Consider the following 26,889-nt stretch of genomic DNA (forward strand, 5'->3'; position numbering starts at 1 on the left):
CGGTGGACCGATGCCCGAAGTCAACCCGGTGAACCAGCCCTTCTGGGACGGGACCGCGATCGGTGAGCTCCGCATCCGCATTTGCAAGGCTTGCGGTGCCCGCTTTCGCTTCGTCAGCGAATGGTGTCCGACCTGCTGGTCCACCGACCTTGGCTGGCACGCGGCCAGCGGGCGCGGCAAGGTTGTGGCCATGACCGTGGTGCACGTGCCGCCATACGAATCCGTGGCCGCGCGCGTGCCCTACGTGCTCGCGCTGGTCGAACTGGCTGAGGGGCCGACAATGATGAGTAACATTGTCGACTGCGACCCCGATGCGGTGACCGTCGGCATGCCGGTGCAGGTTACGTACGAGCTACGCGGCGATTTGCAGCTCCCGCAGTTCAAGCCCGTCGTAGCCGGGGCAGCCATATCAGAGGCTATGTCTTGCCCGCATTGGATTTCACCCAACACCGCTTCCGAGAGCTGAGGGTCGGCGACCGCTTTTGCCTTGGCGTGCGCACGCAGTCGCACGAGGAGATAACCGGATTCGCGGCGATGCACGACCCACAACCTTTCCATTTGAACTACCAGGCTGCACTTGAGGCTCCCCGGACGTTTGAACGCCTCCATTTGCGAGACGGTGGGGAACTCCACCGCCATCTCAACGAGTTGCCCGAGGCTTGGCTGTGTCATTCACCGATCATCACTAACACCTGGCTCTGATTTTCGCATCTGTCAGAACGTGGCCGATGCCGGTGAATGGGTTCGTGCATTGTCTCAGCCGACGTTCCTTACCTCTCTTCGCCAGTAAGGTTCGCGCAGCACGCGCCGAAGGATTTTTCCGTTGGGGTTGCGCGGGAGCGCATCGGCAATGTCAATGGACTTTGGAGCCTTGTACGCAGCGATACGCTCGCGGGCCCAGTCGATCAAACGGTCGCTGTCGATCGTGGCGCCGAGCCGGGGCACGATGACCGCCTTGACCTCCTCTCCCCACCGCTCGGAGGGAATCCCGATTACCGCGACGTCGGCCACGTCTGGGTGGCAAGACAGCACGTTCTCGACTTCTAGCGGGTAGACATTCTCGCCGCCGGATACAATCGTATCCTTGGCGCGGTCGACCACGGTGAGATAGCCGTCCTCGTCGAGCACGCCAATGTCGCCAGTGCGCATCCAGCCATCGGCGTCGACTGTTGCCGTGGTGGCTTCGGGTCGCAGCCAGTAGCCGGCCATCACCGCGCGTGAGCGCACGACGATCTCTCCGACTTGACCGGTGGGCATTCGGGTGCCGGTACGGTCGACGATCGCGAGTTCGACGCCGAGCATCGCGCGTCCCGCGGACGAGAGGCGCTGTGGCTTTCCTTCCCTGTGATCGTCTGGCGTCAGCGCCACAATGCCCCCGGCCGTCTCGGTCATACCGTACATCTGTGTAAAGCCGCAGCGCAGAGCCTCAACCGCATCTTTGAGCAGTGCCGGCGCGATCGGCGAACCGCCGTAGGTGAGGTAGCGGAGCTTTGGTACGGGTGTGGTGGCCGCGGCCGGATGCTCGAGCAGCATGCGCAGCGCGGTCGGCGCGAGGAGCATGTGGGTTGCGCCGGAGCTTGCGAGGAGGGCCCAAACCTTGGCGGCGTCGAATTCACTTCCAATTACGAGCCTACCGCCGCTGTGGAGCCCGAAGAGGCCGTATGCGGTGCCAGCGATGTGTGCCACTGGCATCACGACGAGACTGGCGTCACCGGCACGCGGGAACCAGGCAAGCCCCGCCTGCAAGCCAGGCTCGCGCAGCGCGAGTACATTGGCATGCGTCAGCATCGCACCTTTGGGAGTGCCGGTGGTGCCGGACGTGTAGATCTGGAGCGCCACGTCGTGAGCTTCCACGCGTGTGGGCAGTATCGTGGCGTCGCTCGGCTCAAGCAGCTTGGCCCAGGTCGCATCGTTGGCAAGCGACTGTACAGAGGCCAGCGCGAGTCGTTCGCCAAGTCGCCGGCTCTGCGCTTCGAAGTGATCATCTGCGAAGAGATGGGTCACCTGAGCATCGCTGAGGATAAAGGCCCATTCGTCGGACGCGAGACGCCAATTCAGAGGCACGAGTACGAGACCGGCCTTCGTGGCGGCGAAGAGCAGCTCGAAGTACCGGTCGCAGTTCTTGCCGAGGTAACCTATGCGGCGGCCAGACTCTGGATGCAACTGCCTCAACGACGCAGCTATAAGGTTCGTTCGGCGATGGAACTCGGCGTAGGACGTCCTGCGCCCCTCAAAGTCGAGCGCAATATCGTGCGGACGGATCTCGGCATGGTACGCGAGCAGGTCTGGTAGTGTCTGCAATCGGACAAAGTCAAGCGTGGCTACGCTCGTCCGTACTGGCGCTGGCATGGCGCTAGCTTTGGTCATGTCAGTTCCTCCCGAGCCACATGCACGCGCCGGTACTTACCCTGCAGGAATAGCAGGGGATCGCGCGCGGGATCGAAGTGCACGCGTGACACGCGCCCGACGACGATTAGGTGATCCCCCCCTTCGTGCATCTCCTCGATCGAGCACTCGAAATTGGCCATCGCATTCTGAATAATGGGTACCCGTAGGCTCCAGCCCTCGCAGTTGAGGCCCGCGAAGCGGTCTACGATCTTGGACGCGAATGCGGTCGATATCGCCTGCTGGCCGATGTGCAGGAGGTTAACCGCAAAGGCGCCATGCGCGCGCAACGCTGCCACACTGGGGGAAGCCCGCTTCACGCAGAACAGCACCAGCGGCGGGTCGAGTGAGACCGAGGTGAACGAGTTGGCAGTGAAGCCAACGGGCTCGCCTTGGGCTGTCGTGGTAGTGATGACCGTGACGCCGGTGGCGAAGCAGCCGAGCGCATCTCGGAGCAAGCGGGGCTCGATTCCACTCTGCGGGCGAGAACTCGGTCTCGGGACGACACGCTCGAGGAACTCGAGGATGGTTGCGTCGAAGGCATCGTTGCAATCGCCTACGATCGCGCTGCCGACGCCGGCAAGGTCGGCGCATTCCGCGTGCGGGACCAATTCGCGAAAGGCAATGACGCTATCCTGATCCACCGTCGCACTTCCTTCCCCGCGCACGAGAATGGTCGGAATTTTCACCGCTGCCGCCGCCGCTGTGAGCCGTTGCAGGGCGGGCAGGCGCACCGATGCATCTTCGGTGAAGGCGCGGTAGGCCGGATCGATATGCCAGCGGAAGCGTCCGTCGTCGGCGCGCCGCAGGTGGCGCTGCATTTCATCCGTGCTTGGACGCGCACCCGGAAGCAGGTACGGCGCGACTGCATCGGCGGCTTGCTCGACGCTGGTGAAACCTGCAGAGTCTATGGTCATCAGCTTAGCCATGCGTTCAAGCCCTTGTCGTGCCATGCGCGGAGCCGCGTCGACGAGCACGAGCGCACTGGCGATCGGCTCGGTGTGCTCGCCGATCGCGGCAAGGGCGGCCAGACCGCCCAGCCCGGCACCGACTACGGCTGGCCGAGAGGGCAACTGCCCGATGACAGCTGTAACGTCCTGCACTAGGTCGCCTAGTTCGTAATGTTGTCGCGATGACCAGTCGCTGTCGCCATGGCCTCGGAGGTCGAGCGTGACGACGTAGCGGCCAGCCGCGGCCAGCGCTTTGGCAGCGCGCGACCAGGCAGCGCGAGTCTGGCCAAAGGCCGGCAGCAGCAGAACTGGAGGACTGCTGGGATCGCCTGTCACGTTTGCGGCGAGCGTGATGCCGTCGAAGCCGTTGAATCGCATCGTCATTGTCGGAGATTCCATCTATGAAGGTCGTGGTTCTAATTTATCGAATGGAGGCAACGTTCGCTTGTCTTTGTCTGCGCTGAGAGTTGTCGGTCGTTAGCATGAGTATCGTGAGGGCCGCGGCCGGGCCGGTCAGGCTTGGGATGAAAAAAGCTCGCACAAGCAAATCCCTTTGCGGAGTGGCGGTAGTGTCAATGCGATGCCGGTCAATACAATCGTCCTGCACGTCAATTCAACCGAGAGGCAGACCATGAACGCATACGAACACATCAAGCTGAACGAAGACGAGGGAGTTGTGACGCTTGTCCTTAACCGGCCGCAATCGCTAAATGCCTTGTGTACCGATATGCTGGATGAAGTCATCAACGCACTGGATATCGTGCGCGACAGCGGCACCGCACGCGTGCTGCTATTGACCGGTGCGGGGCGAGCGTTCTCGTCAGGTGCCGACCTCGCGGCCGACGGCTCAAGCGGCGATATCGGGGCCAAGTTAGAACGCTATTACAACCCAATCCTCGAGCGCCTCCTCGCGTTGCCGTTGCCTTTCGTGACGGCAGTCAACGGTCCTGCGGTGGGTGCTGGTTGCGCACTAGCACTGGCCGGTGATATCGTGCTGGCGGCCCGATCTTCATACTTCCTTCAAGCCTTCGTGAACATTGGCCTGGTGCCGGATGTCGGCAGCAGCTGGCTGTTGCCTAGGCTGATCGGTCGCGCCCGCGCACAGGCGATGATGATGCTGGGCGAACGGATCCAGGCCGAGCGCGCCGAAGCCTGGGGCATGGTCTACAAGGTGGTGGATGATGACGCGCTGGTGGCCGAGTCACTCGAACTTGTACGCAGGCTTGCCAAAGGCCCGACACGGGCCTATGCGCTGATCCGCCAAGGTATTCGCTTCGGGCTGGACCATTCGCTCACCGAGGCACTGGCCGTGGAGCGGCACCATCAGCGCCTCGCCGGACAGACGAAGGACTTTGCCGAGGGCGTCGCTGCCTTTCGCCAAAAGCGGCCTGCAGCGTTCACTGGGCAGTGAATGGGCAGGGCGCCCCCTGGGAGGCGCCGCCTTGTTGTCAGGCCGCCCCGGGCCCGGTCAGTTCATCGACATGCAGAGGGGCCAAGCCCCAATCCTGCAAGACCTTGCGAGCCGCCACCCCCGTGCCTGAAGCCTGGATCGCACTCGGGGTGGATGAGAAGCGTGGCGCCGGAGCCGGCTGACGGACGCCATCGATCTCGACAAACGTCGATCGGGCGACGTTGTGCGGGTCCTGCGTCGCCTCGTCCGCTGTTAGAACGGGCGCGAAGCAGGTGTCGGCATCACCCATGATCTCGACCCATTGGTCGCGAGTCTTGCTTGCGAAGACCTCGGCGAACGTGCTTTTAACTACCGGCCAGGCCTCGTGGTCCATCTGCTCGTGCGGCAGCTTGCCGGCTAGGCCCATTTTATCGAGTAGCATGGCGTAGAACTGCGGCTCGATCGCTCCGACGGAGACGAACCTACCGTCGGCGCACTGGTAGGTATCGTAGAACGGCGCGCCGCCGTCGAGGAGGTTCGCAGCGCGCTGGTCCTTCCACTGGCCGAGCGCACGAAGCTTGTAGAAGATCGTCGTCAGTAAGCTGGTGCCGTCGCTGATCGACGCGTCGACCACCTGGCCCTGCCCGGTGGCGCGCGCATGAAGTACCGCTGCAAGTAGGCCGACGGCAAGCATCATCGCGCCACCGCCGTAGTCGCCTACCAAATTGAGCGGTGGAACTGGCTTGTCCTTGGTACCGATCGCGTCCAGTGCTCCGGTGATCGCGATATAGTTGATGTCATGTCCGGCGCGTTGCGCGTATGGGCCGTGCTGGCCCCAGCCGGTCATGCGCCCATAGACTAGGCGCGGGTTGCGCTTCAGCACCACATCGGGGCCAAGGCCAAGCCGCTCCATCACGCCTGGACGGTAGCCTTCGAATAGCATGTCGGCCTTGTCGCACAGAGCCAGGCAGGCAGCCACGGATTCGGGACGCTTTAGGTCGAGCGAGACCGAGCGACGTCCGCGCCGGTCGACCTCGAAACGGTCACGGCTGGCATCGACGCCCTTGCGATCGATGCGGAGAATGTCGGCTCCCATGTCGGAGAGCAGCATGCCGCAGAATGGCCCGGGGCCGATGCCGGCAAACTCGATTACTTTTAGGCCTTGCAGAGGTCCATTTGTCACGGGAGGGTATCCTTGATATCGCGCCCCATCAGGGGCGAGTTGGCGGGGGGCTTTAGCGTCGATCTCAGACATGGCATTTTCAAGATTGGGAGGCAGATCGCATTCGCAATGTCAATCTCGAGCCACCTGGCGCGGGTATCGTGTCGGTGATACCACCTAGTCGTGATAGGTGTCGCTTCAGGGCACCATTCGTTTTTGGAGTCCACGACAATTTCCTGCGCATGGCTCCTCTCTTGCATGTACCTTAGAGAGGATTGTGTCGATCGCCGTTGCAAGTAACAAGATAACCGCGGATCTACCGATACCCTTGTCTGCCGATGCGGGCGAGTTTGCTCCGGCCGGCACTCCGGACTCGGGGTGTTGTGGGCGACAGTCATCTGCGGTTGTTCCGGTGGTGCCGAGGCAACGACCCGGGGGATCACGCATTTGCGTTTCCACAATCTGCCACGCGAGCCGAACAGCGAGCCCCGTGTATGACCAGCGCACCCAGGCGCCTCTGCAATGGGAGACCAGCGAGGTCATGTGCGAGATGGGGAGTCCAAATGACGGACAAAGGCGATAATGCATCGTATCCAAAGGGAAGACATCATGGGCATGCGTTGGATGTTCTGCCTACAGCGGCGCTGAGTGGACGGTAGCCGCGAGATCGTGCCGGCTGGGCGGATTGAATGGCGATGAGGGCGCCGGCAAGCTTGCATTATTCTCCTATGGGATCGGCCGACGCTTGAACAGATCGGCTTCCACTTCCAGCGCTTGCTCTTCAAGCAGGTGCCAGAGGGCATAGATGCCAGCAGATCCAGTACTGACACCTCCGTTCGGCATAGACGAAGTCCCAGCTTCTTAGCGAGGGACTGTCGATAAGGATGATCTCGACACGGGAACAACAAACATCAGCACGGCTGCTGAACTCGTTTGAGGGGAGCTGACTTCAACGAACCGGCTTTGAGATGCGTTCGACGATAACAGGCACCTCGGTCAGCCACGAATTGTAACGCAGAGGTTCATACTCAGTGCCAACCGGCATCAACGCGTTGCAGTCGACCCCCGATTTCTCTGATGAGAGACGGAGGCCGTATGCGCCCTTGTTGCCATAGCCGTGGCTCATGGCGACGACGCTGGGGCGCAGAGCGCTGTCTATTCTCACCTGTGTCTCGATGGTGCAGAATTCGTTGAATACGCAAATGGAGTCACCGTCATGCAATCCGCGGGCAATAGCGTCCGTTTCGCTCATATGCAGTGGGTTGACGCACTCTCTGCCACACCGAAATTTTCCGATATTGGTCAGCCAGCTGTTTTGCATGTAGCGTGTGCGCAACGAGATCAGTTTGAGCGTGTCGGCGGGTTCCTGTTGCAGCTCGGCGAAGATGGCGTCGCAGCGCTGGAATAATCCCGCATTCGCGAACGAGGTTGGGCAGCAGTCGATTCTCTTGTCCGGGTGCTGCAGGCACTTGTCGAACAGCGCATCCCGCGGTTCCTGTGGGAATGTGACCGTTTGATGAGGTTGCGCGCGCATTTTTTTGATAGAAAGGCACTTGGTAGCCAGCATGCCGTCGATGAGTTCGACAGCGTCGGTCAATTCCGGGTTGTGATCGAGTGGTGAGGGCAAACCCATCGCTTGCGCTAGGCGCTGGACGATCCGCCAGCCGTTTCGACGCCCGAACGCTGGCGGCTCGATGGCATCTGCGTATTGCACATACGGAATCGGCTGCATCGCGTTGCCGTGGATGTTGATGTCCATCCGTTCCAACCAGTCGGTGGCCGGCAGGACGTAGTCCGAAATTTCACCAGTTGCCGACCGGTAGATGTCCACCGCCACGATCAAGTCGAGGCCCTCGCACGCTTTGCGCAGAACGTCTTCACCGCCCACGGTGATCAAAGGATTGCCGCCCAGTACCACCAAGGCGCGGACGTCTCCTTTCTCGATCAGGGACGGCAGTATGACGGCGGGGAGGACGCCGAATCCCATCGGGTCAGCAATTTGGAATGTGCCGACAGACGTCTCCAGGGTCTGCGTGGCCCCGTTGGGCGGGAACTCGTTTAGCAACCCAGCGGGTTTGTGCATTTCTCCCAGGCGGCCGAGATTTCCGCCAGCGAAATTGATCATCTCCACTAGCCAGAAGCACAGCATGCCCTGACGGCTCTGGTTTAGACCGGTTGCCATGTGCACCGTGGCGGACTTCGCGGCAATGATCTCGCCGGCGATAGTCCGGATTTCGCTGGCGCCGACGCCGGTCACTTGGGCAACCTTCTCTGCCGGATAGCACTGGATGAACTGTTTCATCTCGCCGACATGTTTGCCGTGTTTCGTCAGCATGGCCTCGTCGAAGCCACCTTGGACGTGAATCTCGTTCAATAGCGCCGCCAGGAAGTACACATCTGTTCCCGGCTTGATCAGCAGCGTCGGTCCCGTTTCCTCGGTGGACGACTCGATTTGCCGAGGGTTGACGAAACGTACCTTCCCGCCTCGCTGCTTGATACGCTTCACCACGTCGAGACCACCGTTGGGCATGGAGGCTGTTGTCCAACGAGAGACTTTGGGATTTGTACCCAGGCAGAGCAGATAGTCGGTGTGGTACAAGTCGGGCACCATGATAGAGCTGGCCGACCCGAATATCTCAGCAGCACCGACGAACTTGTTGGCAGTATCCTGCGTGTTGCCGCTGAAACGCATTTGGGTGCCAATGCGATCCATGAAATCCACTGCCGAGAAGTACGGGGGTGCACTCATCGATCAGGGGTTGCCGAAGTAGAACGCGATGGCGTTTGGCCCGTACCTTTCCCGAATGGTTTTGAGCTTCGCGCCCATTTCCGCCATGGCGGTGTCCCAATCAGATTCCACAAAGTCGCCGCGCGGCTGCGTGCGAGGGTTGAGGCGCTCAAGTGGCCACTTCACTCGGTCGGGATCGTTGTGCACTTCCAGGTAGGAGAGACCCTTGTGGCAGGCGATACCGCCGCTCGGATGCTCCGGGTTGGGGTGCAACTTGATAACTTTTCCAGTGTCGTTGAGCTCGGCGACGATGGGGCAATACGGTTCGCAAATGCGGCAGAAGGTAGGCTTGGAGTGAGACATTTTTCGTTCTCCGATGCCCGGGGGCGATCACGCCTCTGCGGCCAGAGCCAGCATGGTGGCGCTATCCGTCAGCTTAACTCGTGGGCGATGCTGCGCTCTGCCTGCCTCACGCTCGAGGTGGTCAATGGTTTGCCAGCCTGCACGCGACACGAGATCGGACTTTCGCCTCCTGATCGTGGCCATAGCTTTGTCTTTGTCCAGGCTGCGTTTTTTTAGTCGCCCTGCTCGTAGGTCCTCCAACAGGAGGTCGATTGTTTCGCGGGCGCACTTCTTGTTGCTACCGATGATGCCTCGACACCCACGTTTGGCCCAACCCGTTACGTATACGCCGGGAAGGACGCCGTCATGGTCGGAGACACGGCCAAGACGATTGCGGATTACCCCAAGCCGTTCGTCAAAAGGCAAGCCCAGGACAGGGGTGCCGTGGTAGCCGATAGCACGCAGGACCAAGCCGGCATTGAGTGTCGATTCTTCGTTGCTCGGGCGCGCTTGAAGCCCGCCATGCTCGTCGCGCTCAAGGTGATTGCGCACTACTCGCATCCTCTCGACCTTGCCGTTGCCGTGCAGCTCGACGGGGGAAGTGAGGAAACGAAACACGATGCGTTTGTTGCCAGGGGTTGGCTCGCGTACGGCTAGCCGCTGAAGGGTTTGCACTTTGCGGCGCGTCTCCCAGTCGGATCCACCGAGTACGGCTTCATGATCGCCGGGCAGCTCATTCCCTTGGAGTAGCACATCCACGTGGTCGAGGTGTTCAAGTTCCTCGAGCTCGGGGTTGTGGAAGGCTCCTTGCAAATGGCTGCGGCGACCGAGTACCACGACTTCGCGGATCGAGCTGCGACGCAGAATCGCAAGGGCGTGGTCGGCGATGTCTGTCCTTTCCAGTTCGGCCACAGGCATCGTGAGGATACGTGCAGCGTCGAGGGCAACGTTCCCATTGCCGACGACAATGGCGCGTTCGCTCGAAAGATCGAAACGGAGATCGCGATAGTCGGGATGACCGTTGTAGAAGGCAACAAACTCCCGCGCTGACCAACAGCCCGGCAATTCTTCACCGGGGATGCCCATGCGAGTATCTCCATCAGCACCGCTTGCGTAGATCACAGCGTCATACCAATCGCTCAGTTCGGCGGGATGAATGTCGCGACCGATGTCAACATTACCGATGAAACGTACGCGGGGGTGCTTTAGATAGAAATCGAACAGTCGATCGACGACAAGTTTTTTCTCGGGGTGGTCGGGTGCCACGCCGGCGCGCACCAGTCCCCATGGCATTGGCAGGCGCTCGAACAGATCGACTTCCACCTCCAGCCCCCGCTCTTCTAGCAGGTGCCCGAGGGCGTAGATACCGGCAGGCCCGGTGCCGACGATCGCGATACGCACGGTTGGTGGCATGGTTACGCTCCTTTCGCGAAATATGCGCGATTGACTTGCGCGTAGTGCTGCCACTTCGGGGGAAGGCAGCCCTCTTCGTAGATTGCCAGTACCGGGCATGCACCAACACAGGCGCCACAATTGACGCAGACGTCGGGATTGATATACATTTGTTCGGCATCTCCGAAGTCCTCGTCCGAGGGGGCCGGACTGATACAGGCAACGGGGCATATCTCGACACAGGAATAGTCGGCGACGCAAGGTGCTGCGATCGCGTAGGCCATTTGTTTCCTCCAACTGGTAGTCAAGCTTGAGGGCCTCTCGATGCCAAGGCCCCGAGCGGCGGCGGGATGGGAACGATCGAGAACGCCCGCATACACGTCTTGGAGCACTTGAACTCAGGACCAGCCAGGCCTCGGTGTCCAAGAGTGGCAAGGCTCAACCCACATTCCGCTTGATGATGCTGGTGGTTGCAGCGACGTCGCTCACTTGTCTTCTCCTCGAATGTGTGGGGATCGGCAAACCCCGTCGCTAAGACGTGTTTCAGTTTCAGCTAGACAGGAAAGGCACGCATCCGGACGAGCTAGTGGTGGCGAGTGCCGCAGCGCCGAGCGACGCTGACGAGGCAGCGATGTGATTGGCTGCCAGAAAGCCAAAGACCACGGCCGGCCCCAGTGTGCCACCTGCACCCGGATAGCAGTTTCCGAAAGGCGAGGCGGATGCGTTGCCAGCCGCATACAGCCCAGGGATCGGGCTGCCGGCGGTGTTCAACACACGCCCGTGCTCATCGGCCTTTAATCCGCCTTTAGTTCCGATATCGCCAAGATTGACGGGGAGGGCGTAGAACGGTGCCTCCCCGATGGAGCCGAGGCAAGGATTGGGCTCCACCTTGGGGTCTCCGAACGTTCGATCATAGTCGGATCTGCCTCGCCCGAACTCGATGTCGATACCCGTCGTGGCGTAATGATTCATCCGCATGACTGTCGCCTGAAGTTTTTGCGCATTAACGTTAATCTTGGCGGCGAGCTCAGCGACGGTCTGAGCACGGAATAGATAGTGATCCCAGTGGTCAACAGGAATCCGCGAATCTGGCTCGATCTGCGAAGGCATGTAGCCCCCTGCTGGAAATTTGCGGCGAAACTGCGCATCGAAGATCAACCAGCAGGGCGCGTTGGCCCCCGTCTTCAACTGGTCCTGTACCATTGCATTGCCAAATCGGTCGTAGCTGCATGCCTCATTGACGAATCGATCGCCGTTCCGATTGACGCAGACGCTGTGAGGACGGCCATGGTCGAAGACAACCATGTGGATTTCGTCGAAGTTGGATGCGCCCGGAATGGGCTTTGACATGGAGGGGCACCACCATCCCGTTTCCATGAACTCAACGTCTGCCCCAATGACCATGCCAGCACGCAAGAGGTCTCCACGATTGCCTTCTTCCGGCGTGTTGCTCCACCGTGTGTCACCTGGAACAGTGAAAAATCTTTCACGGAGAGCTTGGTTCCATTCGAAGCCGCCAGCACAGACGATCACGGCTCGGCGCGCGTGGATAGTTGAGCGTTGGCCGAATTGCTCAACTTCTACGCCTACGACGCGCCCGTTATGCTGGACAAAGGACTTTGCTGCAACACCCAGCCTAATCTCGATACCTCTATCCATCAGCTTCTTGCGGAGCCGACCAATGATGGAGCCCCCGAGGCTGAGCAGCCGATCACGGCGAGTAACTCGGCGGGTCGTGATGTCGGTCCAATACCGTCCAATGACACGTCCCAACTGGCCAATCCAACCGGGTGTCTTGCTGCTAATGCCAAACGCCTCCTGGAAGTCCATCGTATAGCGATTGAACAATTTGAAGCGAGTGAACTGCTCGCGCATGAGATGGAACTCTTGGCCTAATTCGGCCCCGTCATACATAGGACATATAAGCGATCGGTCGAATCGGGCGCCAGGAAGTTCGGAGAAGTAGTCCGGCCAGGGCGTGATGGCGAGCGGGAGTCCGAGCGAGGTGAGGTATTTCACGGCGCTAGCGCCCCCATCAATGAATGCCTCCAGCCGCTCCGAGCGAACATGCCCCTGTGTAGTGCCCCGAATATATTGCAATGCCTCTTCCCGGCTGTCGCCGGTGCTGAGGCCATGATTGGGAATCCAGAGTACCCCACCGGAGGTTGCCGAACTGCCTCCATATTTGTGAGCCTTTTCCAGCAGGATGACACTCAGACCGAGATCGTGAGCTCGCGCAGCGGCCGTCATCGCAGCCATGCCGGAACCTGCGATAACGACATCGTAAGTATTGTTCATTGTCTCTCTCCGCCTGTTCGCGGGATCCTTGTCGGTCACGTCGAAGGTCGCATCGAAATCTTACCTTTGGGATTGCAGGCTGCGGGCGTCTCACGTGTCCATGAACGCTTTCGGTCTTGCCTATGCCGGCTTTTTGATCTGTCCGTGGCACTACGTGACTCGACTGAGCACGTCTATCGCACCGGAGATGCAAAATAGCTCTTGCTGAGCTCGGCGAGAGTTAAATGGTTGATGCGCTGCGCTGTTGTGAGGGAGCCAGCTTTTCACCGGGGGATTGGATCTGGATGAGGTAGATTGAGCACATACGTCCCGGATGACGAGAGACGTGGGTGCGCAGGCCGCTCTACGTGCACACGAGCAGACCCTTCGAGCGCAAGCAGTTGCGTTCGACGCCAAGCTTGCGATTCCATTCCGGCGGGTACTTGGTGCCATCGAGGATGAGTGCGAACGCCCATACAGGCGATGCAACCAGCCGGGGTGTGCTCGGCGCCAAAGCGATCTGGATTGGCATGAGTATACCCAACGTAGTGACGCTGCCACCCAAGCTGCACGCCTACGTACGCGCTACTTTCTGCGGCAGTTTTGCTTCGAAGGCGACCTATGTAATGAACCCAACGGTACTTCTGTCGAGTTTCTGGACACAGGGGAGGTCTGTCACTGCAAGCATGCGAATACGCGATTAACTAGAGCACGAACCTCGCGGATGGATTTCGGGATATCCCTTGCCGCAATATCAAGCGGACATGAGTGGAAATGCAGTGCCGCATGGTGGGCGAGGTCAGCCTTTAGGCTGGCCGGGCTTGCAAAAGGTCAGCTTCTTAGACTCCGTTTCCGGGAGCGGCCCCAGCCGCAGCTTGCGGGTCGTGCTCATCAACAGAGTGAGGAAACCACATCCCGCTTGCGATCGCCCATATCAATCCGCGAGTTGCTCCGCTTCGAGACCACGGTAAATCCGTACGACATCCTTACTGGTGTAACCAAGCGTGTACTCCCCCTTACTTAGCGCCGCGAGGAAACCTTCGCCGAAGTCCTCCAGCTTCTTGAGCGAGAGATCACGAAGCTTGGATGATCTCTCTTTGACGGCTCTGCTGAGCGCGTCTTTCAGTTCCGCAGCAGTCAGATCGGTGCAGTACGCTGGCGTGCCCGGTTGCTGCCGCCACGATTCAGACAACATCCCTGCATCAAATCCGTCAAAGCCGATATCATCGACCAAGCCTATGACCATCTTCTTTGCGTTCGCATCACCGCCGTAAACCGACAAAGCAAGTCGGTCCGGCGTACCTGCTGGCCTTCCCTCGTGCGCCTGGCTGTAGGCCAGCATGTTGTTGAATGCTTTGACGATCGGGCGCCCTATTTGCGCGGACACCCAAACACTTTCCACCATGCCATTCTCGATGGCAGGAATGATCCTGTCACGGGCTGGAAAATAGTTCGAAGTGTCAACCAGCACTACATTGCTGGATGCGCCGTCGAACAGATCCTTTGGTAGCGTGGGAATCGCGTGAAGTGGGATTGTGGTGACGATGACGTCAACGTCTTTGACTGCGTCCGCAACGGACACCGCCGTTGCACCTGTCTCTCGAGCGAGATCAGCAAGCGCTTTCTGGCCTCGCTCACTGGAAATAAGAACTGAATGCCCCGCGGCTGTCCACTTCTTCGCAAGGTTGGTGCCGATTAGTCCGGCCCCAATTATTCCAATCTTCATACCATTTCCCTGTTCTTGAATTAGAAATTCCGACCCGGACGATTCTGAGCTTTATGCTGTTTCTTCGCTTTGTTCTGTGAACGCCCAGATTTTCTCAACGCGCGATAGCGCGGCAGGATGTCGTCGCTGACGTGTTCGCCGAATGGCAGTATCCATTCGATGCCGATTCGCCGTTGCGGACCAAGATCACAGCAAGACCTGGCCTCCATCAACGATAAGCTCCGTACCGGTGATGTAGCGGTTGTCGTCGCTTGCGAGGAACAGCACCGCATTCGCGATGTCGTCAGGCATCGCCTTGTAGCCTAACGGGACGGTCGCTGCGGTCATCGCGTCGAGATCTAGCGCCGTCGTCGCATCCCCGCCTTCAAGCGCACCCAAGTGGCCCCACGCCGGTGTCTCGACAATTCCGGGGTGGATCGAATTTACGCGGATTCCGGTCCGATTCTGCGCGCATTCAAGCGCCGCGACTTTCGTCAGTTGCGCCACGCCCGCCTTGCTGGCGCAGTAGGCCGACATGTTGGCATACACCTTCTTTGAGGCCGTTGACGAAATGTTGATGATTGTGCCGCCACCACTGGCTTCAATGAGCGGGATTGCGTGCTTCATGCCAAGGAACATGCCATCAAGATTCACCGCGAATTGCATGCGGAAGGCTTCGTAGCTCATTTCCGTGAGTGGGGCTGGGCGGCCAATTCCGGCGTTGTTGAGCAGGATGTGCAGCGCACCATGATCGGCTCGCACCTGAGCGATCAGGGCTATCCAAGCCGACTCCTGCGTCACGTCGAGTGCCATGAAAACCGCCCGCCCGCCGGTCGCGTTGATCTTGGCGGCGGTCGACCGGCCTGCGTCCTCGCTGAGATCGGCGACCACCACAACCGCGCCTTCGGCCGCCAGGCGCGACGCGCAGGCGGCGCCAATTCCTTGTGCCGCGCCGGTGACGAGTGCGACTTTTCCGTCCAATTTACGCTGCACGATCCAGTCTCCAGATATCAATTAGTGATACGCCCACCGGGCTGAGCGCTTCCCTCGGACTGTCCCTGTCGGAGCGAATTGCCCAGCATCCGGTCGGCCGTCGTCGCGATGCCGGGGCGGCGATCGAAACTGAGGTGCTTGCAGCCAGATGCGCCGCTGTTCATATCGTAGGAACCGTCGTCGATTCTCTTTCGCGACGTGCGTTGCCTTGCCGGCTTCGGGAATTCCGCGCCGTCGGCTCTCACAATCCAGCAACATAGAGAGCAGCGCAAACATAGTGCAATCTCGTTTGCTCGACATACAGTACTAGTTAATCGATAGCATCAGAGTAACAGATAAGCATGTGTGTAGTTGCCTCCCTGGGAACTAGACCTTATCTCTGACTGAGCATTGGGACTGATCTGCATTCATGACTCCCTACAGTGCTGTTCACTGGTTCATTACGTTCCATCTAGGGAGGTGGAGCGAGTGAAGGCTCGTTGAGCGTCCAATGCGCGATCCGGAGCAGGCGGGGCTGAAGAATTTCCAATTCGCGGGTTGACATCTGCAGGTGCTGTGGTCGGGTGCGCACTGGCGCGATCTTCCGGAATTCTACGAGCGAAGATGCCAGGGCTGCCAAACTCCGGACCGATCGCCGGGAAGAGATGGCCGGAGCACATCAGGTGTATTGCTGAGCCCAGCGAGTGTCCATCTTATACGTGTTGACAAGAGTAAATACGTTCACGCTCACGATGCCTTCGATCGCCGTGAGTTCTTCGCTCTTGATGCGCGTGATCGCCTCCATGCTGCGGGCCTGAATGATGCCCTTGATCGGCGCCGGGCCGGTGGTCACAAAGATCTGCGGCAGCCACGGACGGTCGCGCAGCCTTCCGACGACCTCGCCCAGACGATTTGCCTCGGGTTCGATCTCGACCAGTGCGAACGAGTGCAGTCCGACCGAGACAGGATTGAGTACCGTAATAAACCGCATCAGTCCACGGCTTTCCAAATTGCGGATCCTGTAACGGATCGTGCTGGGATTAATCCCGTACTTGCGTGCGATGGCATTGATCGACTGACGCGCATTGTGCTGGAGTTCCGCGACAATTTGCTTGTCCACTTCGTCGAACGTCCCGTCGGGCAACTCGCGCTCCAGGTTGTCCATTGCCGCTTCCACGCTGCGCTCCATCAGCAGATCAGTTGAGTACATCACGTAGCGTGGAGAGAAGCGCGGTGTATCGAGGACAATCGACACAATTGAATGGAAGACACCCCGGATGGTGCCGATGCGATTCGAGGCTATTTCGTGCAGTGCATCCACGGTTGTGAATCGCACCAGGATCAGCAGGTCACGCGAGCCGCCCATCAGCGTGCTGATCAGCAACACCTCTTGCATCGGTGTGATTTCCGCGACGACCGCGTCAATGGAGCGGCCGCGCACGTCGAGCAGGATGAAGGACAGCAACTGACCTGAGGCCTTGAGATCCAATACCGCGAAAATCCAAGACGCCTCGCGCTGGTCGAGCGCTCGTATCCGTGGCGCGACCTGCGAAACCGCTGCACCGGTTGCGTCAGCAACGGACCGGACGCTCGCATGTGGATCGCGCGTCAGCACATCCAGTATCGCCCGGTCGAGATCGCTGAGTATTACCTCTCGGCGCACCTTCTTTGTCGTCATGGGATCTCCTCGATGCAGGAATGGGCAGAGGCCTAGACGAGCGCTTGCGCGGCTGAGGTTCTTGTTGTCCGTGCATAGACTCAACGCTCGAGACGGCCGGTGCCGCCGCGCTCGGCTGTTATCAGAATTTCCACCAGGCAAGCATAACGTCAGCCGGCCGTTGCCGCGAAAACCCGACGCAGGATCGCGTCGCGGTCAGCGATGAAACGCTGGCTGACCGTGGCATTTGGGCAAATCTGGTCGAACCCGTGCGGCGCCGCGGGGTAGACGTGCAACTCGGTCGGGACACCGGCAGCTATCAACCGCGTCGCATAGTCGATGTTTTCGTCCCGGAACAAATCCAGCTCGCCGGTCAGGATTGAAGCGGGCACAGATCCCGTCAAGTCCACCATGCGTGCTGGCGCTGCATAGGGCGACACCGGTGCATCGGCTGCACGTTCACCAAGGTAAGCCCGCCAAGCGATAGCATTCTTGCGCCGGTTCCACACCTTCGCATCTGTGACGAGGTGCGCGGAAGGCGTGTCGTTGCGATCGTCGAGCATTGGATAGATTAGCATTTGGTGCGCGATCGAGAATTCTTTCCTGTCGCGCACGAGCAGCGCAACTCCCGCGGCCGAGCCGCCGCCTGAGCTTTGCCCCGCGACAACTAAGCGGCGGGTATCGATACCCAGTCCGCCGGCATCCGACGCCATCCAGGCCAACACCCCGTAGCAATCCTCTGTGGCCGCCGGAAATGGATGTTCTGGTGCGAGACGCCAAGCGACCGATGCGACCAGACATTGGTGAGCGATGACAAGGTGCTGGCAGATCGCATCGTCCAGCAATTTGCTATTGAGTACGTAGCCCCCGCCATGGATCCAGCAGATAGCAGGTAACGGCGCAGCGCACGCTTCGGTCGGGGCAAAGACGCGAATCCGCACTGGCGGGTGATCGCCCCGACCGGGCACGGTCATATCGCGCACCGATACACGCGGGTCTGACGGAACCGGCATAGCGTCAACCATTGCGTGATATTCGAGGCGCGCGCGCGTCATATCCGCAATATCGAAATCTGGCATCGCCGCCACCGTGGGTGCGATTTCTGGATCGATGCGATCAAAAATGCTCATCAAGACCCTCGTCAAGGTTTGGACGTTCAGACCCTTCTCCCCATCTATGAGCGGGGAGAAGCAACGGGTTCGTCACGATATGAGAGTGCTTCATCGCTCGCACCGGCTGGACGCGGGGTCCACGATGAATGCGTAAAATCGGATCGATAAATTTACTCGAAATCGGACGTTAGCACATTATTTCGATAATTTCGCTCAAATATTGGCGAAAATTTGGTGCGGTATCCGTTAAGGCTCGCCAGCGCGAGGAGGAACAAGGTAGCGTTCGGTGTGTTCGAGGTGTGCCTGAACTGCGGCCTGAGTCGAGCCCAGGCGTCACTATGTCGTATTAAAGAGCGGGTCGCTGGGATTTCGCGGCACGGCTGCATGCGGCCGGGGAAAATGTATTCTTTCACGAACGTGAATGTTTTGCCGGGGTACCAACACAACACGTCGGTCCGACGCAACGGCCACAGGCTTCGCGTGCCTGATACGCTTTCAGCGTGGCAACTTCCGATCTCGATCGATATGGCAAGAATGGGCGCCGGTGAGTTTCCAGCGCGCGGTTGCCGACGCGCTCGATCATTGATTCATTGCGGCAACCGTGTACTAGATCAGGTCGGCGATCGTCCCAATCTTGAAGCTATGTCGTCATTCCAGATCTCGTGGGTGTGCAAGCCCAGGAGTTCGGCCATCTGGGGTGCCAATTGCTTGTGCATTGCCTGTCGTATGATGCGTTCGGCTTCCAAAGGCAGTCGTCCCAGTTCGTCCTCGCGGTGCATCATGTAGAAGCTTCGGGTCAGCGCCGGGTAAGCAGCCTGGCGCGGCCGGAAGCGGCTCAGTGGCAGCACCCGCAGTCCCTGCGCCGAGTGGCGCGATTGCCAGACACACATCGGTGTCGAGATCGCAAATCCAACACCGGCCGCGACCAGGCTGAGCAGAGGGTCGGAGGCATCGAATTCGCAGGTCTGTTCGATGATGTCTCCCATGTCCTGCAGATAGCCCTCGATTTGCTGGCCGATGTGTGAGCGGGCACTGTATCGGATCAAGGGCAGGCGCCGGCTCAAATCGCTCAGAGAGCAGGGTTGGCCCGGGTCGAAGGCGAATGGCAGCAGCACGTAGTAGGGTTCGGAGAACAGCAGCGAGCGGCGCATGCCCTCTTGCTGCACCCGGCCGCTGGTGGTGATGGCGATGTCGAGCTGACGGGCTTCGAACTGGGCCTCCAGCGTGGGAGTGATGCCCGACCACAGCCTGATCTGGCGTGATGCGCCAGATAGTCCCTTAAAGAGTGTCGGACCGACCGAGGCGGCGAAGGAATCGATACACCCTATCCTGACGATGCTGCGCTTGGCTCGTCCTTCGCCGCGCACGTTTTCGCTCATCTGCGCGAGCTGGTGCAGTAAGCCGGCCGCGTCCTGATACAGGCGCTCTCCGGCGAGGGTTGCGCGTGCCGGCCGTGTGGTGCGATCGAGAAGCGTCGTGTTGAGCGTGGCTTCCAGTTGCTTGACGCGTTGGGAGATGGTTCCCTGCGAGACACCCAGCCTGCGCGCTGCTTCCGAGACGGCCTCAGCCTCGAAGACGGCGACCCATGTCGAGAGCAAGTTCCAGTCTGGATAGGGCTGGCTGTCAATAGGTTTCATAGGTGAGGCTCGGCTGCAGGTGGGTCGGCATCGCGCATGTGAAGAGTAACGGGGCCTTGCGCACTGGGGGATGCGCAAGGCCTCGGGCTTACAGGACATCCCTAGGGCAAGTGGCACTCGATGCAAGGATCATGATCCGGTCGACCGTGGTATCTGCCCTGCGAGTCCGGCTCGACGAAGCGGGATGCGCACATCCACATCCCGCTTCTCTTAGGCCAGGCTTGCGTATCGCAGGGAATTGGCCAGGTCAGAAGCCTGGCTGGCCCTTGGCTCCCGGATACCAACTCGTGCCGACCAGCGGGATCTGGGTCATCGCTGCCGCTTCCAGCGTCAGCGCTGCCAGATCCTCCGGTTCCAGGTTGTGCAAGTGGGACTTGCCGCAGGCGCGCGCGATGATCTGCGCCTCCATGGTCATGACGGCCAGATAATTGGCAAGCCGGCGTCCGGCCTGCACCGGGTCCAGGCGTGCCGCCAGGACTTTGTCCTGCGTGGTGATGCCGGCCGGATCCTTGCCTTCGTGCCAGTCGTCGTAGGCGCCGGCGGTGGTGCCAAGCTGCCGATACTCCTCCTCATGGCGCGGATCGTTGTCGCCTAGCGCTACGAGCGCGGCCGTGCCGATGGCCACCGCATCAGCACCCAGGGCCAGTGCCTTGGCGACGTCGGCGCCGTTGCGGATGCCGCCGGAGACGATGAGCTGGACCTTGCGGTGCATACCCAGGTCCTGCAGCGCCTGAACGGCGGGGCGGATGGCGGCCAGGATGGGAATGCCGACATGCTCGATGAAGACCTCCTGCGTGGCAGCGGTGCCGCCTTGCATGCCGTCGAGCACGACTACGTCGGCGCCGGCCTTCACGGCCAGGGCCACGTCGTAATATGGACGCGTGGCGCCCACCTTGACATAGATGGGCTTCTCCCAGTCGGTGATCTCGCGTAGCTCGAGGATCTTGATCTCGAGGTCGTCGGGGCCGGTCCAATCCGGGTGGCGGCAGGCCGAGCGCTGATCTATGCCTTCAGGCAGGCAGCGCATCTTGGCCACCCGCGGGCTGATCTTCTGGCCCAGCAGCATGCCGCCGCCGCCCGGCTTGGCGCCTTGTCCGATCACTACCTCGATCGCGTCGGCTTTGCGCAAGTCGTCAGGATTCATGCCGTAGCGCGACGGCAGGTACTGATAGACCAGGGTTTGCGACTGGCCGCGCTCCTCGGGCGTCATGCCGCCGTCGCCGGTGGTCGTGCTGGTACCTGCGATGGTGGCGCCGCGGCCCAGGGCCTCCTTGGCGTTGGCCGAGAGCGCGCCGAAACTCATGCCGGCGATGGTCACCGGCGTCTTCAGATGGATGGGCTTCTTGGCATAGCGGGTTCCAAGCACCACGTCGGTGCCGCACTTTTCGCGGTAGCCTTCGAGCGGATAGCGGCTTACCGAAGCACCGAGGAACAGCAGGTCGTCGAAGTGCGGGAGCTTGCGCTTGGTGCCACCGCCGCGGATGTCGTAGATGCCAGTGACCGCGGCGCGCCGGATCTCGGCGAGGGTGGGCGGGTCGAAGGTAGCCGAGAAGCGCGGCAGGGTTTGCGGGATATGGGGAGGGGCTTCTTTGGTCGTGTTGGAGGCGGTCATGTCAGTAGGCTCCTGCGTTGTCGACGTGGAAGTTGTAGAGCGTGCGGGCCGAGCCATAGAGCTTGAAGGAAGAGGGATCGATGTCGATATGGCCGGCTTGCCGCAGCAGCCCGGCAAGGATCTCGCGCTCGGTCTCGCCCATGGTCTTTTCCTCGCAATCCGCGCCCAGACTCTTGACCGAGCCGCGTACGAAGATGCGGGCCTCATACAGCGAGTCGCCAAGGGCCTCGCCCGCGTCACCCAGGACGACCAGGTTGCCGGCTTGCGCCATGAACGCGGAAAAGCTGCCGACTGAGCCGCCGACGACCACGTCTGCGCCCTTGAGGGAGATGGCACAGCGCAGGCCGGCGTCGCCGTCGATGACCAGCAGCCCGCCCTGCGCGGTGGCGCCGGCGGCGTTGGACGCGAAGCCCTTGACATGGACCTTGCCGCTCATCATGTTCTCAGCGACGCCGGTGCCGGCGCTTCCGCTGATGGTCACTGTCGCCAACTGGTTCATGCCTGCCGCGTAGTAGCCGGCATGGCCCGCGATGGTGACGTCGATGGGGGCATGAAGCCCTGCGGCGATGGCGTGGGCGCCGCCGGGGTTGTCGATGCGCACCTGAAGACCGGAATGAGCCGGGGCTTCTCGGTGCAGGTATTGGTTGACCTCGCGCAGTGGCGTTTCGGCCAAGTCGAACTTTACGCTTTCCATACGTACATTTCCTCGGGTGCGGGTTCAAAGACAAAGGCGTTCTTGACTCCGGGCAGATGGGCCAGCGAACGGAATTCAGATGCGATGGCGACATAGTCGTCGGTCTCGGCCACCACGGCAGGCTTGCAGGCAAAGGGGTCGCGGATAAGTGCAAGCTCGGTCGGCGTGCCCATCAGGAAGGTGTAGAAGCCGTCGAGGACCGCGAAGCCTTTCTGCAACGCGTCCTTCAGCTCGTCCCCTTCGCGCAGGCGCCATTCGAGAAAGCGCGTGGCTGCCTCGGTGTCATTGTCGGTGTCGAACTCGATACCATGCGGCGCCAGCATGCGGCGGATGCCGTTGGGATTGGACAGCGAGCCGTTGTGCACCAGGCAGAAGTCCTCGCCAGCGGTGAAGGGGTGGGCACGGTCCGGCGTCACGGCCGACTCGGTAGCCATGCGGGTGTGGCCGACCAGGTGGCTGCCCTTGAAGCCGGCGAAGCCGTAGCGCCGTGCCACTTCCGCGGGCGTGCCGATGTCCTTGTAGAGATCGATGCTCCTGCCGGTGGAGAACACTTTGAGCAGGGGCTGGTAGCTCTTGATCCAGGTCTTGACAGCTTCGGGGTCGATGCCGAAGGTCACGATGGCGTGGTTTCCCTTGGCTTCGGCCGATGCATCATCGCCCAGGTCCTGGTTGAGGGCCTCCACCAGCGCCTGCCAGTCATAGTGGTCGCCGCCTTCGACGTAGCCCGAAAAGACGCTGACCTTGCGGCGCCCGCCAGCCAATGGCGGCGCGAAGACAGCCAGGCCGGCCGAGTCCGGGCCGCGTTCGGTCATTCCGATCATCATCGGGACCATGAGTTCGCCCAACTGCTCGCGCAGCGCAGGGTTTTTGACGAGAAGTCCAACGATTCCGCACATGGCGTGATTTCCTTTCAGAAGAATTCGAGGTATTGCTTGATTTCCCACTCGGAGACATGGCGCTGGTACTCCAGCCACTCCATTCGCTTGAGGTTGAGAAACTCGATCGCTACTGGGCCGAGTGCGTCGCAGATGACGCTGTCGGCTTCGAGCTTGTCTAGTGCCGCCCCAAGGTTCTGCGGCAGCAGGCCGATGCCGGCCTCTGCCAGTTGGGACTCGTTCCACTCGTACAGATTGGCGTTTTGCGGCGCGCCGGGGTCTAGCTGGCGGTCGATGCCATCGAGTCCGGCGGCGATGACCGCCGCGGTGGCCAGGTAGGGATTGGCTGCGCCATCGGGCAGGCGCAGCTCCAGGCGACCTTTGGGGATGCGGATCATGCAAGAGCGATTGTTGTCGCCGTAGCTGACGTAGGCGGGCGCCCAAGTGGCTCCGGTCAGCGAGCGGCCGACTACCAGCCGCTTGTAGGAATTGACAGTCGGCGCGCACAGGGCGGTCAGGGCGGGGGCATGGGCCAGCAGGCCGCCCAGGAAGTGGTAGGCCAGTTGCGACAGCTCCATGCCGCGGGCGTCGCTCTTGTCTTCGAACAGGTTGCGCTGGCCGTCGCCGATTGACAAATGCATGTGCATGCCATTGCCGGGGCGGTTCGCAAAGGGCTTTGGCATGAAGGAACAGACCAGTCCGAGCTCGTTGGCGATCTCGGAGGCCGCCATCTTGAAGAACACGAAGTGGTCGGCGGAGGTCAGGCAGTTGTCGTAGGTGAAGTTGAGCTCGAACTGGCCATTGGCGTCTTCGTGATCAATCTGATAGACGTCGATGCCGCTCGCACGCATGACGTTGGACAGGCGCTCCAGGAATGCGCGCGTGCGCGACAGCCCCTTGTAGTCGTAGCAGGGCTTGGCGAGTGTGTCGGTGGGCTCGCAAGGTGCGATGCTGCCGTGCTCGTCGCGGCGCAGCAGCGAGAACTCAGGCTCCAGCCCGGTAAACAGGGTGTAGCCCCTCTCGGCCAGCCGCGCGACCTGCTTCTTGAGCGTCACGCGGCTGTCGTAGGCCCAGGGCTGGCCGAGTACGTGGCCTTCGCAGACAATGCGCGCCAGGCCAGGTTGCCACGGCACGACCGACAGCGTGGCAAGGTCGCCTACGGCCATGAAGTCCGGGCCGTGGGGCTCGATGCCGACACCCCAGATGGCAAAGCCGGCAAAGCCCGCACCCGCGCTGAGCACCGTGGGAAGATGGGCGACCGGAACGGATTTGGCTTTGGCGACGCCGTGGATGTCGACGAACTGGGCGAGCACGTAGCTCACTCCCTGCGCGCGCAAATAATCCTGTGCTTGCTCGACGGTTTCAAAGCGTGGAGGAGAGACGAGTTCGCCCGGTGGGTGAACCAGGTGTGCAGTCGGGTCGGATTTCACGGGACAGGTTCCTAAGGTCTAAAGGAGAAGCGTTGCGAAGGACAAAGACGACTGTGATCAATGGGCCGAGGCAATCGTCTTGATTCATAGCATGCAACAAATATGCCTGGTGTGAATCATGCGTGGATGTCTAGTTAACGCCGCACCAGCTAAACTAGAACTTATGGAAAACTTCAATGAAACCCGCGCACCTGCGCTTGAGGAGTCGGTCGGCGCTGCCATCCGGGAACTGCGATTGAGAGAGGGGCTGACCATTGCCCAAGTCTCGGAACTGGCGGGAATCAGCCGTGGGATGCTCTCAAAGATAGAAACAGGTAGCACCATGGCGGGCATGGATACGCTGGCCCGGATCGCCCGAACTCTGGGGGTGGCGATGTCCGTGCTCTTTAGCAAGTACGACGCGACTGCGTCCACAGCGCAACATGTCAAGAATGGTGCAGGCATGGAAGTGGTGCGAAGAGGCACTAAGAGCGGGCACACGTACCATCTGCTGGCCTATGGCCAGGGGCCTGTCAAACTGTTTGAGCCGTTCCTGATCACCATCGAGGATGACAGTCAGCGATATCCAACGTTCCAGCATCCAGGCACGGAGTTTCTCTACATGCTCGAAGGGGTCATTGAGTACCGCTGCGGTCAACAAACGTATTTGCTGGAGCCTGGAGATTCATTAAGCTTTGATGGCGAGGTTCCGCATGGCCCCGAGAACCTCGTGCAGTGTCCTATCAAGTTTTTGTCGATCATCGTGTACCCGCGCAACACCGAATAAGCAAAAGCAGCGCCGTGGCGCTGCTTTTGCTGGGTGGTCGGGGTCGGGAAACGAGCGTTCACATGCTCGAATAATTGGGCCCACCCCCGCCCTCTGGCGTGACCCAGACAATGTTCTGGGTGGGATCCTTGATGTCGCAGGTCTTACAGTGCACGCAGTTCTGGGCGTTGATCTGCAAGCGCTCGCCGCCTGCGGATTCATCAGGCACGAACTCGTACACTCCAGCCGGGCAGTAACGCGACTCGGGGCCGGCGTAATGCGCCAGGTTGATCTCTGTCGGCACACTTGTGTTCTTGAGCATGAGATGGGGCGGCTGGTTCTCGGCGTGATTGGTATTGGAGACAAACACCGAACTCAGGCGGTCGAAGGTAATCTTGCCGTCCGGTTTGGGATAGCTGATCTTGGCGCTCTCGGCCTCGCGCTTGAGGAAGGTGTGGTCGGCCGCGGGGTTCTTCCGTGTCCACGGCGGCGTCTTGACGCCCAGCTTGGGCAGCAGCCAGTGCTCGATGCCCGCCATCAGCATGCCGATCGTGCGGCCCTTCTTGAACCAGGGCTTGAAGTTGCTCGCGGCTCTGAGTTCATCGTGCAGCCAACTTTTCTCAAAGGCCTTGGGATAGGCGGTAAGTTCATCGTGCTGACGGCCCGCGGCCACAGCGTTGTAGATGGCGTCGGCGGACAGCATGCCACTCTTTATGGCGGCATGGCTGCCCTTGATGCGGCTGGCGTTGAGATAGCCTGCATCGCAGCCGATAAGCGCGCCACCTGGAAACACGGTCTTGGGCAGGCTGGGCATGCCGCCATTGTTGATCGCGCGTGCGCCATAGCTCAGGCGTTTGCCGCCTTCGATATGCTTGAGGATGGCAGGGTGCTTTTTCCAGCGTTGCATTTCCTCAAAGGGGCTGAGCCACGGGTTTTTGTAGTCGAGGCCAATCACAAAACCTAACGCGACCTTGTCACCTTCAAGGTGATAGAGGAAGCCGCCGCCAAAGGTCTCCTTGTCCATGGGCCAGCCAGCGGTGTGCACCACCAGACCGGGCCGGGCCATGTCGGTCGGGATCTCCCATAGTTCCTTGATGCCGATGCCAAAGCTCTGGGGCGCCTTGCCGTCCTGCAGCTTGAATCTGGCCAGCAACTGGCGGCCTAGGTGGCCGCGAGCGCCCTCCGCAAAGACGGTGTACTTGGCATGCAATTCCATGCCAAGCTGAAACTCGTCGGTCGGCTCGCCGTCCTTGCTAATGCCCAAGTTGCCGGTGGCGACACCCTTTACAGAGCCATCTTCGTTGTAGAGCACTTCGGCGGCCGCAAAGCCTGGGAAGATTTCCACACCGAGGTTCTCGGCCTGCCGCGCGAGCCAGCGCACGACGTTGGCCAGGCTGACCACATAGTTGCCATCGTTGTGGAAGTTGTTGGGGAGGAGCGCGGCAGGCATCTTGGTGGAGCCGGTCTTGGACAGCAGCAGCACTTCGTCAGCGGTAACCGGCTGGTTGAGGGGGGCGCCTTGCTCTTTCCAGTCAGGCATGAGTTCCGACAGAGCCTTGGGGTCCATCACCGCGCCGCTCACGATGTGGGCGCCGGGCTCGGAGCCTTTTTCAAGCACCAGCACCGAAATGTCCCTGTTATTTTCGGCAGCTAGCTGCTTCAGGCGGATGGCCGTGGCCAGGCCGGCAGGGCCTGCGCCCACGATAACCACGTCATATTCCATGGACTCGCGGGGGCCGTACTGTTCGAGGATTTCTTGTGGGTTCATCGTTTGAAATGCTTGTAATGCAGCCAAGGCCGCAGGATCGGCGCACCGCATGCCAA

General features: G+C 60.6%; 20 protein-coding genes and 2 pseudogenes. 3 read left to right on the plus strand and 19 right to left on the minus strand.

The window, feature by feature from the left end; genetic code table 11:
• Positions 1 to 10: 10 nt before the first annotated feature.
• Complete coding sequence (locus AC1RQC_RS31735) at positions 11 to 466, plus strand: Zn-ribbon domain-containing OB-fold protein (RefSeq protein WP_492808713.1); 456 nt, start codon at positions 11 to 13, stop codon at positions 464 to 466.
• Positions 467 to 756: 290 nt separating this feature from the next.
• On the opposite strand, the gene AC1RQC_RS31740 is transcribed toward AC1RQC_RS31735, so the two are convergent.
• A complete protein-coding gene (locus tag AC1RQC_RS31740; RefSeq protein WP_492808715.1) occupies positions 757 to 2,367 on the minus strand; it encodes a long-chain-fatty-acid--CoA ligase in 1,611 nt (536 codons plus the stop codon).
• The gene (locus AC1RQC_RS31745) at positions 2,364 to 3,719 is read right to left on the minus strand and encodes an alpha/beta fold hydrolase (RefSeq protein WP_492808716.1); all 1,356 of its coding nucleotides are present in this window, start codon (positions 3,717 to 3,719) and stop codon (positions 2,364 to 2,366) included. The genes AC1RQC_RS31740 and AC1RQC_RS31745 overlap by 4 nt, the downstream gene beginning before the upstream one ends.
• A 247-nt stretch (positions 3,720 to 3,966) precedes the next feature.
• On the opposite strand from AC1RQC_RS31745, the gene AC1RQC_RS31750 reads away from it, so the two are divergent.
• Complete coding sequence (locus tag AC1RQC_RS31750) at positions 3,967 to 4,746, plus strand: enoyl-CoA hydratase-related protein (protein WP_492808718.1); 780 nt, start codon at positions 3,967 to 3,969, stop codon at positions 4,744 to 4,746.
• 37 nt (positions 4,747 to 4,783) lie between these two features.
• Here the strand turns inward: AC1RQC_RS31750 and AC1RQC_RS31755 are convergent, their stop codons facing one another.
• The 16 genes and pseudogenes from AC1RQC_RS31755 to glnT all read right to left on the minus strand — a co-directional run bounded on the left by AC1RQC_RS31755 (position 4,784) and on the right by glnT (position 24,320).
• On the minus strand, positions 4,784 to 5,908 hold the full coding sequence (locus AC1RQC_RS31755; RefSeq protein WP_492808720.1) for a CaiB/BaiF CoA transferase family protein: 1,125 nt from the start codon (positions 5,906 to 5,908) through the stop codon (positions 4,784 to 4,786).
• A gap of 928 nt (positions 5,909 to 6,836) precedes the next feature.
• Positions 6,837 to 7,520 (minus strand): molybdopterin dinucleotide binding domain-containing protein, encoded by a 684-nt coding sequence (locus AC1RQC_RS31760; protein ID WP_492809070.1) that lies wholly within the window; start codon positions 7,518 to 7,520, stop codon positions 6,837 to 6,839.
• Between the two features lie 15 nt (positions 7,521 to 7,535).
• Positions 7,536 to 8,978, minus strand: a pseudogene (locus AC1RQC_RS31765) (molybdopterin-containing oxidoreductase family protein); the annotation flags it as partial.
• Between the two features lie 27 nt (positions 8,979 to 9,005).
• Complete coding sequence (locus AC1RQC_RS31770; protein ID WP_492808722.1) at positions 9,006 to 10,370, minus strand: FAD-dependent oxidoreductase; 1,365 nt, start codon at positions 10,368 to 10,370, stop codon at positions 9,006 to 9,008.
• A gap of 2 nt (positions 10,371 to 10,372) precedes the next feature.
• Entirely contained in the window at positions 10,373 to 10,633 is a 261-nt protein-coding gene (locus AC1RQC_RS31775) for a 4Fe-4S dicluster domain-containing protein (RefSeq protein WP_492808724.1), read from the minus strand.
• Positions 10,634 to 10,898: 265 nt separating this feature from the next.
• Entirely contained in the window at positions 10,899 to 12,647 is a 1,749-nt protein-coding gene (locus AC1RQC_RS31780; protein WP_492808725.1) for an FAD-binding protein, read from the minus strand.
• A gap of 753 nt (positions 12,648 to 13,400) precedes the next feature.
• Positions 13,401 to 13,518 (minus strand): annotated as a pseudogene (locus AC1RQC_RS31785) (DUF2274 domain-containing protein); the annotation flags it as partial.
• Positions 13,519 to 13,560: 42 nt separating this feature from the next.
• Positions 13,561 to 14,373: an NADPH-dependent F420 reductase gene (locus tag AC1RQC_RS31790; protein WP_492809072.1), complete on the minus strand. Its 813-nt coding sequence runs from the start codon at positions 14,371 to 14,373 to the stop codon at positions 13,561 to 13,563.
• 165 nt (positions 14,374 to 14,538) lie between these two features.
• Positions 14,539 to 15,324, minus strand: coding sequence for an SDR family NAD(P)-dependent oxidoreductase (locus tag AC1RQC_RS31795; RefSeq protein WP_492808727.1), 786 nt, complete (start codon positions 15,322 to 15,324; stop codon positions 14,539 to 14,541).
• 658 nt (positions 15,325 to 15,982) lie between these two features.
• Complete coding sequence (locus AC1RQC_RS31800) at positions 15,983 to 16,981, minus strand: Lrp/AsnC family transcriptional regulator (RefSeq protein WP_492808729.1); 999 nt, start codon at positions 16,979 to 16,981, stop codon at positions 15,983 to 15,985.
• A 149-nt stretch (positions 16,982 to 17,130) separates the two neighbouring features.
• The gene (locus AC1RQC_RS31805; protein ID WP_492885636.1) at positions 17,131 to 18,090 is read right to left on the minus strand and encodes an alpha/beta hydrolase; all 960 of its coding nucleotides are present in this window, start codon (positions 18,088 to 18,090) and stop codon (positions 17,131 to 17,133) included.
• Positions 18,091 to 18,683: 593 nt separating this feature from the next.
• Entirely contained in the window at positions 18,684 to 19,709 is a 1,026-nt protein-coding gene (locus AC1RQC_RS31810; protein WP_492808733.1) for a LysR family transcriptional regulator, read from the minus strand.
• Positions 19,710 to 19,956: 247 nt separating this feature from the next.
• Positions 19,957 to 21,321: an FMN-binding glutamate synthase family protein gene (locus tag AC1RQC_RS31815; RefSeq protein WP_492808735.1), complete on the minus strand. Its 1,365-nt coding sequence runs from the start codon at positions 21,319 to 21,321 to the stop codon at positions 19,957 to 19,959.
• A gap of 1 nt (position 21,322) precedes the next feature.
• Positions 21,323 to 22,015: a protein glxC gene (locus tag AC1RQC_RS31820; RefSeq protein WP_492808737.1), complete on the minus strand. Its 693-nt coding sequence runs from the start codon at positions 22,013 to 22,015 to the stop codon at positions 21,323 to 21,325.
• Positions 22,003 to 22,911: a class II glutamine amidotransferase domain-containing protein gene (locus AC1RQC_RS31825; RefSeq protein WP_492808739.1), complete on the minus strand. Its 909-nt coding sequence runs from the start codon at positions 22,909 to 22,911 to the stop codon at positions 22,003 to 22,005. The genes AC1RQC_RS31820 and AC1RQC_RS31825 overlap by 13 nt, the downstream gene beginning before the upstream one ends.
• Before the next feature lie 14 nt (positions 22,912 to 22,925).
• Positions 22,926 to 24,320: a type III glutamate--ammonia ligase gene (glnT, locus tag AC1RQC_RS31830; RefSeq protein ID WP_492808740.1), complete on the minus strand. Its 1,395-nt coding sequence runs from the start codon at positions 24,318 to 24,320 to the stop codon at positions 22,926 to 22,928.
• A gap of 163 nt (positions 24,321 to 24,483) precedes the next feature.
• On the opposite strand from glnT, the gene AC1RQC_RS31835 reads away from it, so the two are divergent.
• Positions 24,484 to 25,086 (plus strand): helix-turn-helix domain-containing protein, encoded by a 603-nt coding sequence (locus tag AC1RQC_RS31835; protein ID WP_492808741.1) that lies wholly within the window; start codon positions 24,484 to 24,486, stop codon positions 25,084 to 25,086.
• A gap of 58 nt (positions 25,087 to 25,144) precedes the next feature.
• Here the strand turns inward: AC1RQC_RS31835 and AC1RQC_RS31840 are convergent, their stop codons facing one another.
• Positions 25,145 to 26,833 carry an electron transfer flavoprotein-ubiquinone oxidoreductase gene (locus AC1RQC_RS31840; RefSeq protein WP_492809074.1) on the minus strand — a complete coding sequence of 563 codons (1,689 nt, stop codon included), beginning with the start codon at positions 26,831 to 26,833 and terminating at the stop codon, positions 25,145 to 25,147.
• Positions 26,834 to 26,889: the final 56 nt, after the last annotated feature.

This window comes from Cupriavidus sp. GW822-FHT03E04 (assembly GCF_058801495.1).